The organism is Micromonospora sp. NBC_01739 (assembly GCF_035920385.1).
Classification (GTDB): domain Bacteria; phylum Actinomycetota; class Actinomycetes; order Mycobacteriales; family Micromonosporaceae; genus Micromonospora.
The window spans coordinates 3,950,061-3,963,790 of sequence record NZ_CP109151.1 but is presented as its reverse complement, the minus strand read 5'-3'; the positions used below and the strand labels follow the sequence as shown (position 1 = coordinate 3,963,790).

7 protein-coding genes are annotated in these 13,730 nt (G+C 73.1%); 6 read left to right on the top strand and 1 reads right to left on the bottom strand.

The window, feature by feature from the left end; translation table 11 throughout:
• Nucleotides 1-10: 10 nt before the first annotated feature.
• The 6 genes from OIE53_RS17770 (at nucleotide 11) to OIE53_RS17745 (ending at nucleotide 8,508) form a co-directional block, all read left to right on the top strand.
• On the top strand, nucleotides 11-2,542 hold the full coding sequence (locus OIE53_RS17770; RefSeq protein ID WP_393337548.1) for a putative bifunctional diguanylate cyclase/phosphodiesterase: 2,532 nt from the start codon (nucleotides 11-13) through the stop codon (nucleotides 2,540-2,542).
• A 124-nt stretch (nucleotides 2,543-2,666) separates the two neighbouring features.
• Nucleotides 2,667-4,706, top strand: coding sequence for a thioredoxin domain-containing protein (locus OIE53_RS17765; protein ID WP_327022660.1), 2,040 nt, complete (start codon nucleotides 2,667-2,669; stop codon nucleotides 4,704-4,706).
• A 52-nt stretch (nucleotides 4,707-4,758) separates the two neighbouring features.
• A complete protein-coding gene (locus tag OIE53_RS17760) occupies nucleotides 4,759-5,949 on the top strand; it encodes a 5-(carboxyamino)imidazole ribonucleotide synthase (protein ID WP_327022659.1) in 1,191 nt (396 codons plus the stop codon).
• Entirely contained in the window at nucleotides 5,946-6,437 is a 492-nt protein-coding gene (purE, locus tag OIE53_RS17755) for a 5-(carboxyamino)imidazole ribonucleotide mutase (RefSeq protein ID WP_327022658.1), read from the top strand. Before OIE53_RS17760 ends, purE begins: the two co-directional genes overlap by 4 nt.
• Before the next feature lie 324 nt (nucleotides 6,438-6,761).
• Entirely contained in the window at nucleotides 6,762-7,472 is a 711-nt protein-coding gene (locus tag OIE53_RS17750; protein WP_327027256.1) for a HEAT repeat domain-containing protein, read from the top strand.
• Nucleotides 7,473-7,506: 34 nt separating this feature from the next.
• Nucleotides 7,507-8,508 carry a MerR family transcriptional regulator gene (locus OIE53_RS17745; protein ID WP_327022657.1) on the top strand — a complete coding sequence of 334 codons (1,002 nt, stop codon included), beginning with the start codon at nucleotides 7,507-7,509 and terminating at the stop codon, nucleotides 8,506-8,508.
• 159 nt (nucleotides 8,509-8,667) lie between these two features.
• Here OIE53_RS17745 and OIE53_RS17740 read toward each other — a convergent pair whose 3' ends face one another.
• Nucleotides 8,668-13,605 carry an SCO7613 C-terminal domain-containing membrane protein gene (locus OIE53_RS17740; RefSeq protein ID WP_327022656.1) on the bottom strand — a complete coding sequence of 1,646 codons (4,938 nt, stop codon included), beginning with the start codon at nucleotides 13,603-13,605 and terminating at the stop codon, nucleotides 8,668-8,670.
• Between the last annotated feature and the right edge of the window lie 125 nt (nucleotides 13,606-13,730).

Sequence of the window (13,730 nt, the reverse complement as noted above, 5' to 3'; positions counted from 1 at the left end):
GAGGAGGTCGGTGACCTCCGGCAGGGCCGGTCATCCCCTTGACCGGCACCCAGGCCGTGGGACGCCCCTCGGACTGCATCTGCTCACCGCCGCCGTCCTGTGCACCGCCCTGATCGCCGCGGTGGTCGGGCTCAGCCTTCCGGCCCCGCTGCCGGTCGACGACCCGCTCGGCGGGCCGGTCCGCTTCGGCATCGCGGTGGCCGCCTTCGCCCTGTCCCAGTTGGCCCGGCTGCGGTTCCGAGCCGCCGCCGGCATGGTCAGCGTGACCTGGGCCGAGGCGGCACTGATCATCTGCCTCTGTCTGGTGCCGCCCGGTTGGCTGCCCGCCGCGGCCATGCTGGGGGTGTCCCTGGCCTGGACGGCCATGTCGATCGTGGATGAGGGGCGGACGACCTGGGAGGTAGCCCGCATCGCCGGGGCCCAGACCGCCGCGGTGGCGCTGGCGGTCGCGGTCACCACCGCCCTAGGTCAGCCGCTGCTGGCCCCCCTGACACCGGCCCTGGCGCTCACCGTCACCGCCGGGGCGGTCACCTATCTGCTGGCGGCCGCCGCGCTGGGCGGGGTCATGCTGTCGGTACGCCACGGGATGCCGATCGGCCGCCCGCTGCTCGCGGCGCTGCGCGGCAAGCTGCTGATGTTCGTCGGCAACCTCGTGGTCGGCGTACTCGTCGTGGTGCTCATCGAGATCGACCTGCGGTGGCTGTTGCTGCTGCCCCTGCTGCTGTGGCTGCTTCAGCAGACCTACCGGCAGCGACTGCGCGACGCGCGCGAGCGGCGGACCTGGCGGTCCTTGGCCGAGGCCACCTCCGCGCTCAACCAACTCGACGAGCGGGGGGTCGCGGTGGCCGGGGTCACCGGCGCGCTGACCCTGTTCGAGGCGGAGATCGTGGACGTGGAGGTGGCCGGGGCAGACGGCCGGTGGTGGCGCTACCGGGGCGATCCCAGCGGGCAGCTCGTAGACCGGGAGATACCCCCACCGGCCGAGGGCGGATCCGACTCGGAGGAACTGGTCCGTGACCTGTCGGTCGGGGACACCCGGGTGGGGCGGCTGCGGGTGCGGCTGCCGCGAACGGCCCCCTCCACCGGGCGGGAGCGCGACGCCCTGGCCGCCTACGCCGATGCCCTGGCCGGGGCTCTGCACGACGCGGCGACCTACCGGGAGCTGCGACTGGTCACCGCCCGTTCGTCGTACGAGGCGGTGCACGACCCGCTGACCGGGCTGGTCAACCGGGCGGCCCTGCTCAGCCAGGGCGACCAGGCGCTGCGGCGACTCGCGCACGACCGTCCGGTAGCCCTGCTGCTGCTCGACGTGGACCAGTTCAAGGAGGTCAACGACACCCTGGGGCACGCCGCCGGCGACCAGTTGCTGCGGCTGACCGCCGACCGGCTCAGCGGCCTGGCCCGCCCCGGTGACCTGCTGGCCCGCCTCGGCGGAGACGAGTTCGCGCTGCTGCTGACCTCGGTACCGGTGCTCGGGGACCACAGCGCCCCGATGGCGTACGCCCTGCGTCAGGCGCGGGAGGTGGCCGACCGGCTGGCCGCTCCGGCCGAGGTGGCCGGGGTACGGATGTCCGTGGAGGTGTCCGTCGGTGTGGTGGTGGCCACGGCCGGCACCGCCGACCTGACCGAGCTGCTGCGCCGCGCCGACATCGCCATGTACCAGGCCAAGTCCGGCGGCGGCAGTGTGGCCACCTACGACAGCGCGCGGGACGCGGCCAGCACGGACCAACTGGCCCTGCTGGCGGAGCTGCGGGAGGCTTTGCAGGCCGACGACCAACTGGTGCTGGTGTTGCAGCCCGCGGTGGACCTGACCACCGGTGCGCCGACCGGGGTGGAGGCGTTGATCCGCTGGCGGCATCCGCGCCGGGGCCTGCTCAGCCCCGCCGACTTCATCCGGGCGGTGGAGAACAGCGACCAGCTGGGCTGCTTCACCCGGTACGTGCTGGACAAGGCCTTGACGGTGGCCGCCAGCTGGGCCCGCGAGGGTCTGGACATCCCCATCTCGGTCAACCTCTCCGCCCGCAGCCTGCTGGACTCTCGGTTGCCCACCGAGATCGCCGAGGCGCTGCGTAGGCATCAGGTGCCGGCGGACCGGCTGGTCCTGGAGATCACCGAGACGGTGGTGATGAGCGAGCTGGAGGTCATCGACCAGGTGCTCACCGCCCTGCGGTCGATGGGTGTGCAACTGGCGGTCGACGACTTCGGCACCGGTTTCTCCTCCCTCAGCTTCCTCGCCCGGGTGGCCGTGGACGAACTCAAGGTGGACCGCTCGTTCGTGCTGCGGATGGGGGAGTCACCCGAGGCGGCCGCCATCGTGCGCCTCACCGTCGGGATGGCCCACGAGCTGGGCCTACGGGTGGTGGCCGAGGGCGTGGAGACTGCCGCCCAGCGCTCCGCCCTCACCGAGCTGGGCTGCACCGCAGCCCAGGGCTACCACTTCTTCAAGCCCATGCCCGCCGACAAGATCGCCGCCGTCCTGGGCTCCCTGTCCCGCAAGCCCCCCACCAACGTCCTCCCCCTCCGCGCCGACGACGCCTCCTAACCCGCCCCGCCTTACCCCGTTGATCATGAGGTTGGCGGCACTGTGGAGATCAACAAGTGCCGTCAACCTCATGATCAACGCCGTGAGGGGGGTGGGTGGGGGTGGGGGTGGGTAGGGTCGGGGGGTGAATCGACTCGTGGGGGCCACCAGTCCGTATCTGCTTCAGCATGCGGACAATCCGGTGGACTGGTGGCCTTGGTGTGAGGAGGCGTTCGCCGAGGCTCGGCGGCGGGACGTGCCGGTGCTGATCTCGGTTGGTTACTCCGCGTGTCACTGGTGTCATGTGATGGCGCACGAGTCGTTCGAGAACGAGGGCGTCGGTCGGCTGCTGAACGAGGGGTTCGTGTCGATCAAGGTGGATCGGGAGGAGCGGCCCGACGTCGACGCGGTCTACATGACCGCCACCCAGGCGATGACCGGCCAGGGTGGCTGGCCGATGACGGTCTTCGCTACGCCGGACGGCACCCCGTTCTACTGCGGGACGTACTTCCCCCGGGCGAACTTCATCCGCCTGCTCCAGTCGGTCAGCACCGCCTGGCAGGACCAGCGTGAGGCCGTACTGCGGCAGGGGGCCGCGGTGGTGGAGGCGATCGGCGGAGCCCAGGCCGTCGGTGGTCCCACCGCCCCGCTCACCGCCGACCTGCTCGACGCCGCCGCCAAGCAACTGGCCAACGAGTACGACGAGACCAACGGCGGATTCGGCGGGGCACCCAAGTTCCCGCCGCACCTGAACCTGCTCTTCCTGCTCCGCCACCACCAGCGCACCGCCTCGCCGCAGAGCCTGGAAATGGTCCAGCACACCTGCGAGGCGATGGCCCGGGGCGGCATCCACGACCAGCTCGCCGGTGGCTTCGCCCGGTACTCCGTGGACGCACACTGGACCGTGCCGCACTTCGAGAAGATGCTCTACGACAACGCCCTGCTGCTGCGGGTCTACACCCACCTGTGGCGGCTCACCGGCGATGCGCTGGCGCTGCGGGTGGCCCGGGACATCGCCCGCTTCCTCGCCGACGAGCTGCACCGACCCGGCCAGGGGTTCGCCTCCGCACTGGACGCCGACACCGAGGGAGTGGAGGGTCTCACCTACGCCTGGACCCCGGCCCAGCTGATCGAGGTGCTGGGGGAGGAGGACGGCCGCTGGGCCGCCGACCTGTTCGGCGTCACCGAGGCCGGCACCTTCGAACACGGCATGAGCGTGCTCAAGCTGGCCCGCGACGTGGACGACGCCGACCCGGCCGTGCGGCAGCGCTGGCAGGAGGTCGTACGCCGGCTGCTGGCCGCCCGGGACACCCGCCCCCAGCCGGCCCGTGACGACAAGGTGGTGGCCGCCTGGAACGGCCTGGCCGTCACCGCCCTGGCCGAGTTCGTCCGGCTGATGGAGACCTCCGGCCGGATCGGCACCGAGGGGGAGGCCAACCTGCTGGAGGGGGTCACCATCGTCGCCGACGGCGCGATGCGCGACACCGCGGAGTACCTGGCCCGGGTGCATCTGGTGGACGGGCGGCTGCGGCGCGCCTCCCGCGACGGTCAGGTCGGGGAACCGGCCGGGGTGCTGGAGGACTACGGCTGCGTGGCCGAGGCGTTCTGCGCCATGCATCAGGTCACCGGCGAAGGACGCTGGCTGGACTGGGCCGGGCAACTGCTGGACGCCGCGCTGGCCCACTTCGCCGCCCCCGACGGGGCCTTCTACGACACCGCGGACGACGCCGAACAACTCGTGGCCCGCCCCGCCGACCCGACCGACAACGCCACCCCCTCGGGACGTTCCGCGATCGCCGCCGCCCTGGTGGCCTACTCGGCGTTGACCGGGCAGACCCGCTACCGGGAGGCCGCCGAGGCGGCCCTGTCCACCATCGCGCCGATCGTCGGGCGGCACCCACGCTTCACCGGGTACGCGGCGGCCGTGGGGGAGGCGCTGCTCTCCGGGCCGTACGAGATCGCCGTGGTCACCGCCGATCCCGCCGGTGACCCCCTGGTCGCGGCGGCCCACCGGCACGCCCCGCCCGGTGCGGTGATCGTGGCCGGACATCCGGACCAGGTCGGCGTACCCCTGCTGGCCGACCGGGGGTTGCTCGACGGCCGGCCGGCGGCGTACGTCTGCCGGGGTTTCGTCTGCCAACGGCCGGTCGACACGGTCGAGGACCTGGTGGCGCAGCTGGGCTGAGCCGGATCCCCTGGCCGGTGCCTGCGCCGACCCCGATAGGCTGACGCCCGCTATGGATTCCCGTACCGGTCTGCCTGTTGTCGGCATGGTGGGTGGTGGCCAACTGGCCCGGATGACCCATCAGGCCGCGATCTCCCTCGGTCAGTCGCTGCGCGTGCTCGCGCTCACGCCGGACGACGGGGCGGCCCTGGTCGCCGCCGACGTCCAGTACGGCGACCACACCGACCTCGCCGCCCTGCGCACCTTCGCCAAGTCGTGTGACGTGGTCACCTTCGACCACGAGCATGTCCCGACCGAGCACATCCGTGCCCTGGCCGGCGAGGGGGTGAAGCTCTTTCCACCGGCGGAGGCCCTGGTGCACGCCCAGGACAAGCGGGTGATGCGGGAACGGCTCGACACCCTGGCGGCCCCGAATCCGGCCTGGCGGCCGGTCGAGTCGACGGCCGACCTGGTGGCCTTCGGCGACGAGGTGGGCTGGCCGGTCATGGTCAAGGCCGCCCGGGGTGGGTACGACGGCCGGGGAGTCTGGCCGGTCACCGACGCCGCGCACGCCACCGAGCTGGCGCAGACCCTGCTCGCCGGTGGCACGAAGCTGATCGTCGAGGAACGGGTGGCCCTGCGCCGGGAACTGGCCGTGCAGGTGGCCCGGTCCCCGTTCGGGCAGGTCGCCGTCTACCCCGTGGTGGAGACGGTGCAGCGCGACGGGATCTGCGTCGAGGTGCTGGCCCCGGCCCCCGGCCTGCCGGAGGAGTTGGCGGTGGCCGCCCAGCAGCTCGCCATCGACCTGGCCAGCGCCCTCGGCGTGGTCGGGCTGCTGGCGGTGGAGCTGTTCGAGGTCGCCGACGACTCCGCCCCCGCCGGCAGTCGGCTGCTGGTCAACGAGCTGGCCATGCGTCCGCACAACTCCGGCCACTGGACCATCGAAGGGGCCCGCACCTCCCAGTTCGAGCAGCATCTGCGGGCGGTACTGGACTACCCGATGGGCGACACCTCGCTGACCGCGCCGGTCGTGGTGATGGCGAACGTGCTCGGCGGTGAACCCGGCGGCATGCCCGTCGACGAGCGGCTGCACCACCTCTTCGCCGCCGAACCGGGCGCCCGGGTGCACCTCTACGGCAAGCAGGTACGCCCCGGCCGCAAGATCGGGCACGTCACCGTGCTCGGCGACGACCTGGACGAGGTACGCGCCCGCGCCGCGCGGGCGATGCGCTGGCTGCGCGACGGTACGGAGGAGGCAGCATGAGCACGGTCGGTGTGATCATGGGCAGTGACTCGGACTGGCCGACCATGAAGGCGGCCGCCGAGGTGCTCGCCGAGTTCGAGGTGCCGTACGAGGTAGAGGTCGTCTCCGCACACCGCACCCCGGTCAAGATGATCGACTACGGCCGGGCCGCCGCCGGGCGTGGCCTCAAGGTGATCATCGCGGGTGCGGGTGGGGCGGCTCACCTGCCCGGGATGATCGCCTCGGTCACGCCGCTGCCGGTGATCGGGGTGCCGGTGCCGCTGAGGCACCTCGACGGCCTGGACTCGCTGCTGTCCATCGTGCAGATGCCGGCCGGTGTGCCGGTGGCCACCGTGTCGATCGGCAACGCGCGCAACGCCGGACTGCTCGCGGTGCGCATCCTGGGTGCCTCCGACCCGGCCCTGCTCGACCGGATGTCGGCGTACCAGGCCGATCTGGAGCAGTTGGTCGCGGAGAAGGATGCGGCGCTGCGGGCTTCTCTGGCTTAGGTTTTTGCTGGTTGCGGTTGGGGCTGGGGGGCGACCGTCCCCGGCTCCGGGCGGTCAGGCTTGATCCCTGCGCCGGGCACGGTCGCCCCCAGCCCGCCGTGGGCGGGCTATCGGCGGCTGTCCAGGCTTCGTTTCGCCGTGGTGGCGGTTTCTGCTGCTGTGTATCCCGCCGTTTCGCCGGAGTGGCGGGTTCCTGGCCCTGTCTTCCCGCTGTTTCGGCGGGATGGTGGGCTGGCGGTGTTGGGGGTGGGGTTGACCTTGACATTGTGAGAAGGGGTGGACTGGGCGCGGGGGTGATCCGTCGTGGTCGAGTCGGAGCGGGGTATGCAGGCGGGGCGGGTGCGGGCGGGATTGGCGCACGGCAGTTCGTCGGTGCGGTTGCGGGTGGCGTTGGCGGCCGGGACTACTCCGGAGCCGCAGTTCGTGGACGTGCTCGTCGAGCGGTGTGGGGTCGAGCCGGAGTTCTTCGTGCGCGAGATGCTCACCTGGGCGCTCACCCGACAGTCGGCGTCCGTGACGGTCCCCCGGCTGATCGAGGAGCTGGACTCGGGGTCTGGGCAGGCACGCAGTCAGGCGTTGCACACGCTGTCCAAGATCGGGGACCGGCGGGCCTGGCCGGCGATCACGCCAGCGCTGCTGACGGACGCTGACGACGAGGTGGCACGCAGCGCCTGGCGGGCCGCGGTCGTACTCGTGCCGGAAGGTGAGTCATCCGGGTTGGTCCGGGTGCTGGCGTCGCAGCTCGGGCGTGGCGAGCGGGAGACCCAGTTGAGCCTCAGTCGGGCGCTGGTAGCGCTCGGCGAGGCGATCATGCCGGTGCTGCACGCCGCGATGACCGATCCTGACCCGCGGGTACGCCAGCACGCGATCGCCACCGAACGGCTCTGGCACGACCCGGACACCGGCTTCGACTTCGCCGTCGAGGAGGCGAAACGGATTGTGGCACTCGGCCCAGCCCGCCCGGAGACCTCCGACCCGGAGACTGGCAGCGAGGAAGCTGGCGGCAAGGAGACCGGCGGCGAGGAAGCTGGGTAGCCAGGAGGGGTACGGCCAGGAGGGGTGACCGGCGGTGTTGATCGGTGAGGTGGCCGGCAGGTCCGGGGTCAGTGCCCGGATGCTCCGGCACTACGAGGCCCTCGGGCTGCTGCGGCCGACAGGTCGTACCGGGACCGGCTATCGGGAGTACTCCGACGAGGACATCCGGCGGATCTTCCACATCGAGAGCCTGCGTTCACTGGGGCTGTCCCTGCGGGAGGTCCGGCGGGCCCTGGACGAACCCGGCTTCGCGCCCGCGGCACTGGTGGACGACCTCATCCGGCAGACCCGGGCACGCATCGCGGCCGAGACGGAACTGCTCACCCGACTGCGGCGGGTCGGTGCCGTGGAACCCGCCGACTGGGCCGAGGTGCTCCAGATTGTCGCCCTCCTGCAGGGACTGAGGTCGGACAGTCCGGGTGAACGCCAACGCGCGGCCCTGTCGTCGCGGCGAGCCACCCCGGTGCCGGTGGAGGCCCTGGTCGAGGCGGTGCTGAGCGAGGAGGACCCGAACGTCGCCGGAGCCCTGCGCTGGGCGTTGGCGCAGTCGAGCGACGGGGGACTGGCCCTGCTGGCGGAGGGCCTCGACGCACCGGGCGTCGAGGTACGCAGACGTGCCGTCGAAGCCATCGCCGAGATCCCGAGCGCTGCGGCGACCGTACTGTTGCGGGAGGCCCTGGCCAACGCGGACCTCGGGGTCGGCCGGTACGCGGCCCTGGCGCTCGGGGCCCGTGGGGTCGCCGAGGCGGTCCCCACCCTCGTCGACATGGTCGTCGAGGCGGTCGATGACGTCGAGGCCGCCGATGCTCTGAGCGTGTTGGCGGGGGAGGCGACCCTGGCGGATCAGATCGCCGCCCGGCTGGTCGGCCGCCTGGATGCCGCCGGTGATCCCGCCATCCGTCGACGGCTGGTGGCGGCGCTGGCGGACATCCCGGGGGACACCGCCACCCAGGCACTCACGGGCCTGACAGCAGACCCCGACCCGGTCGTCGCACACACCGCCGCCCACCTCCTCCGGCTGCGCGCCCAGCAGTGAGGCTGCGCGCCCAGCAGTGAGGCTGCGCGCCCAGCAGTGAGGCTGCGCGCCCAGCAGTGAGGCTGCGCGCCCAGCAGTGAGGCTGCGCGTCGAAGCGGTCAGGCTACAAGCAGGGCAGCGAGGCTGAGCGCGGAGCGAGTCATCAGGGCAGCGGGCAGGTCAGCGCATCCCTCGCAGGGCGGTCTGGAGGCGTTCCTGGGCGCGGCGACGGCGTTCGTTGCTGGCACCGAGGATCAGCAGCAGGAAGCCGACCGGGATCAACGCCAGCCACGGCCCGAGACTGAACAGGGCGTGCACCGCCGCGATGGCGGTCACCACCGCGCCCACGATCACTGGGGCCTGCTGCTGGCTCATCGACCCGAAGACCAGCACGGCTACCGCACCGAGCAGCAGCAGCACCTGGCGCAGGGTGCTCGAATCGGTCGCCAGCACGATCGCCAGGGTGGGTACGAAGGCGGCCACCAGCGCCGGCCCGTACGCCACCCAACTGCTCATGTCCGGTCGCTGCCGCAACTCCAGCACGCCGACCAGCAGGGCCAGGGCGGCGAAGGGCAGGGTGTACGCCTCGGGCAGGGCCACCTCGGCGACCCACATCAGGATCCACCAGGCGGTGATCTCGCAGATCACCACCGCCCAGAACAGGATCCGACGTTCCACCGGTCGACGCCCCGGCCGCATGGCCGCGATGCCGAGCATGGCACCCCAGCCGGCCAGCAGGGCGGCGATGTGCCGTGGTGAGTCGAAGGCCAGGGCCAGCGCGATCAGGGCGGCGGCATGGCCGCTCCATTCCACCGTGGCGGCCTCCACCCGTGCCTCGGGTCGACGCAGCCGGGGCAGTCGGGTGGCGAAGACCTGTAGGGCGGCACCCACCGCGAGCACCCCGAAGGCGGACCACACCGCCGCGAGCCCGGCCACCAGACCCGCCGTGAGCACGAAGAGTTGCGCCATCAGGGAGGCGAACAACCAGCCGAGGATCCGGGCCCGGGAGGTGGTGCCGAACAGGGCCGCCACCACGCCGACCCCGACGGCACCCCCGAGGCTCAGCAGGGTCAGGTCCCGGGTGGCTAGGCTGCCGGCCAGGCCCGCCCCGCCGGCCGCCAGGCCGATCAGGAAGACGAGTACCCGGGCCAGCCGCAACGAGCGGGCCCGCTCCACGAGGGAGGGTGGTGGGGTCAGGGCCAGCCCCAGCATCGAGATGGTGAACACCACCAGTGCGGCACGGGTGCTCGTCGGCCAGCCGCTGCCCAACGCGATCGGGGCGATCAACAGGGTGATCGCGGCACCGGGCAGCACCACCGGCACCGCCCGGGAGCGCCGACCCGCGCTGAAGCCGCTGGCCGCCAGCGCGGCCGTCATGGTCAGCAGCAGCGCGGTCAGCACATGGGTCGGGTTGACGGCCGCCGCCGGTGGGTCGAGCAACTCCGGCGGAGGGCCCTGCCAGACCTGACGGAGGGTACGGATCGGGTCCACCAGGGCGGCGATCAGCGCCGGAGCGATGGAGATCAGCGCCAGCAGGGTAGGCAGGGCGGCAGCGGCCAGGGCCCCCGCAGCCGGGCTGACCCGCCACCGACGGCGCAGCCCGTCATCCGGTGGCCGTCGGATCGCCCCGTCGAGCAGCACCGTCCAGCGGCGGACCGGCTGCATCGGATCGGCGGGCGGATCGGTGGCCTCCCGGACCAGTTCGGCGAGCACCCCCAGCAGAGCGGCCGCGGCGGCGTAGACACCGACCGGCAGACCAAGGGGTACGGCGGCCAGCGCGGTCACCACCGCACCGCCGACCACCCCGGCGCTGGCCCAGGGCAGATACTGCGGAACCTGCCAGCGGACTCCGGCGATCAGGGCCAGACCCAGGCTGGTGGCGGCCAGGCTGGCGGTGAGGATCGTCTGCGGGGCGTGCCCGAACTCGGCGGCCAACGCGGCCGTGGCACCCGGCAGGGCCAGCAGGGCCGCCCCCACGGCCGCCCCACCGATCTGCGCCAGATGCGGGGGCATCCCCTCGGTCCGGATGTCCTCGATGAGGGACCCAGCGGTCGTACGGGCCAGCCCGGCCACCGCCACACCGATCACCACGATGCTGGTCAAGGCCAGCGCCGTGGTCCAGGGCCGGACCAGGCCGGCACCGGCGGCATGCAGGGCGATCACCCCGGCGACGGTGATCCTGGACAGGGCCGCCCGGGGGTCGATGGCGGGGACGGCGGCCATCGCGTACACGGCGGCGACCATGCCTCCGATCAGGACCGGCGACCACCAGGACAGGTCGAAGGCGGCCGGTGCCCCGATGGTGGCGAGCACCACGGCCGCCCCGGACACGTCGTAGCGCCAGGGCGACGGCAGCAGGATGGCCGCGGCGAGCGCCAGCAGGGCCAGGGCGATCGGGCCCTGCCAGGTGGTGCCGCCGGTCGGAGCGGCCGGCCATCCACTGAGGTCGCCGTTCCAGATCGGGCCGGGGGTCGCCAGGACACCGACCCCACCCCGGAGGGCCATCCAGCCGGCCAGCAGGCCGATCAGCACCCCGCCGAGAGCCAGGCCGAGCACCGGACCGCGTCGCCACTGTTCCGGCATCGCCCGAGCGGCCACCGCGACGACCAGGACCAGCGCGGCGGCGACCGCCAGCTGCCCGCCGGGGGCGAGCACCGTGCCGATCCGCAGCAGGGTGGCGACCAGGGCCGCGGTCACCGCGGCGGCGGCCAGGTCGGAGCCGTCCATCGTCAGGTCGGCGCGTCGGCCGGCGTCGATCGACGGGGCCAGGAACAGCAGGACGGCGGAGACCAACAGCAAGGCGCTGACCCAGGCGTCGGCCACGGTGGCACCGGGTGAACCGAATCCGGCCGCCGCGACCACCAGGGCGCCCAGGCCGGTGCCGACCGACAGGGGCACCGGAATATTCCGCTGGGACACCTGCACGATCGCGGTGTAGCCGAGGGTGACGCAGACGGCCAGGAAGCTGGCAGCCAGCACCGGTACAGTCGCCGCCTGGAGACTGGCCGGGGTCAGGGCCGGTTCGTCGGGGGCCAGGGTGGCGACGAAGGCGGCCACCGCCCCGGGCAGGGCGAACGCCGCCCCGCCGGCCGCCCAGGCCGAGATCTCGTCGGCGGCGGCCGGTGCCACCCTGATCCGGGGGGCCACCGCGATCAGCACCCCGGCCAGGACGAGGGTGAGCAGTACGGCGGCGGTCAGAGCGGGTCGGGCCAGTGCCGCCCCGGCGCCGACCAGACCGACCCCGGCAGCCGCCACCGCGTGCGCCAGGGCGGCCCGATTCGTCCGGGCCGACAACCCGATCGCCCCGATGGCGATCGCGGTGAGCACCATCGGCCAGGGCGCCATCGCCCAGCTCAACCCGAAGGATGCGGGTACGGCCAGGGCGGTCAGCGCGGCACCGGTCACCGCGAACTCGCGGCGGATCTCCGGGGGCAGGGCCACCACGGCCGCCACGGTCAGCAGGAAGGCGCTGGCGGCCAACTGCCAGGCGGCCGGTCCCACCGCGGCGGCCAACTCGGCCGGGTACCGGTCGAGGTCCGCCGCCCAGGCCGGTAGGGCGGCCTGCACGGGCGCGATCCCGGCGCGCAGGGCGCTGCCGGCGACCACCACTCCGCTGACGGTCAGCGCCACCGCGCTGGCCAGTTGTGGCCCGCGTCGGGCGGACTCCGGCACCGCCCGTACCACCAGGCCGGTGGCGGCGATGACGGCCGCGATCAGCAGCAGGGAACGGCCCGGCAGCGCCACCGAGGCGATCCGGCCGAGGGCGCCGATGACGGCCAGGGTGAGCACCCCCGCGCCGATGTCGGGCAGCGGTGGACGCCGCAGCAGCAGGGTGCCGACCAGGCACACGGCGGCGGCCAGCAGCAGCACCAGACCGGCGCCGGTGGCGCCCGGCACGGTGTCGGTGCGCAGCAGGGCGGTCACCGCGTACCCGAGGGCCAGTACGACGGCGACCCCGTGCAGGGCCCAGGTCAGCTCCCGCAGCCCCGGCACCGGTCGTACCGACGGGGCGACCGGGGTGCCGGCGGTGGGGTCGATCACCTCACCGGCTTCCTCCGGCGCACCCTCGGGACGCCCGTCGGCCTGCCGCTGGCGGGGGGTGCTCGCCTGATCCGGGGCCGTCTCCGGCACCGGTTCGACGACCGGCTGTTGCACCGTGATCGGGGACCGGGCCAACCAGAGGTCCAGCACGGCCACCACGGTCAACACCAGGGCCCAGCCGGCCGGGCCGCTGACCTGCTCGTACGCCAACAGCGGGACCACCGGCTGGGCGGCCAGCACGGCGGCGAAGCGGGGGGCGCGCAGCCGGGTCAGTCCGGCGTATCCGACGGAGACCGCGGCGGTCACCGCGAAGATCACCCCGGCGAAGATCGCCCCGGAGCCGTCGCCGCCGATCCGGTCCACCGCCCACAGCGCGTACCCGGCTAGCGGAACCAGCAGCAGCCCCACCGCGGCGATGGTCTCCGCGGTGGAGGTCAGCCCGCGCCGGGTCAGCACCGGCGGGGCGAGCAGCATGAGGATGGTGGCCAGCAGCAGGATGCCCAGGCGGGTCAGGGCGTCCATCGAGCTGGTAGCGAGCACGGCGAAGACCACCGCAGCCACACCGAGCAGCAGGGCACCCAGGCCCAGGGGAATGTTCTGGACCTCCCGCGAGGAGGCCTCCGGGGGGTGCTCCGGGTCGTCGGCGTCAAGCCACACCGGGGTGGTCGGCGGCAGATCCTCCGTACCGGCGGAGGGGCCCTGCCGGGGCACCCGTGGTGGCGGTGGATCGCCCCCGGCCGGCTTGCCGCGTACCGGTGGGACCGTGGCGCCCCCCGGCGACTTGTACGCCGGTCGACGGCGCAGCACCCGACGCGGGCGGTTGGTCTGCTTGACCCGGCCCTCACCTACGCTGCCGGCGTGGGCCAGGGTGTCCCGCTGGAAGATCGCGGCCTGCATCTTGGAGGCCAGTTGCCGTTGTTCGCTGGCGATGGCGGCCTCACGGGCCTTCATCTCCGCGATGGACCGCTCGATCTCCGCCAGATGCTCGGCCCACTGTGGCTGGTGGGCACCGCAGCGCGGGCAGCGGACCGCTGGCTTGATCTCCCGGCCGCACGAGGAGCACTGAAAGGTCGCCACGACACCCCTCCACCCACACTGTGGATTCCCACTGTCGCAGCATGCCCAATGCGCGCCCGGAATTCGACACTTGTCGGCGGGTCACCCCCACCCGACAACCGCACCCACCCCCGAATCGCCCCCAA

Bases quoted from the DNA above. Each gene is read 5' to 3' on its own strand.
- OIE53_RS17760 (WP_327022659.1), top strand. From the start codon at position 4,759: ATGGATTCCCGTACCGGTCTGCCTGTTGTCGGCATGGTGGGTGGTGGC.
- purE (WP_327022658.1), top strand. From the start codon at position 5,946: ATGAGCACGGTCGGTGTGATCATGGGCAGTGACTCGGACTGGCCGACC.
- OIE53_RS17750 (WP_327027256.1), top strand. From the start codon at position 6,762: ATGCAGGCGGGGCGGGTGCGGGCGGGATTGGCGCACGGCAGTTCGTCG.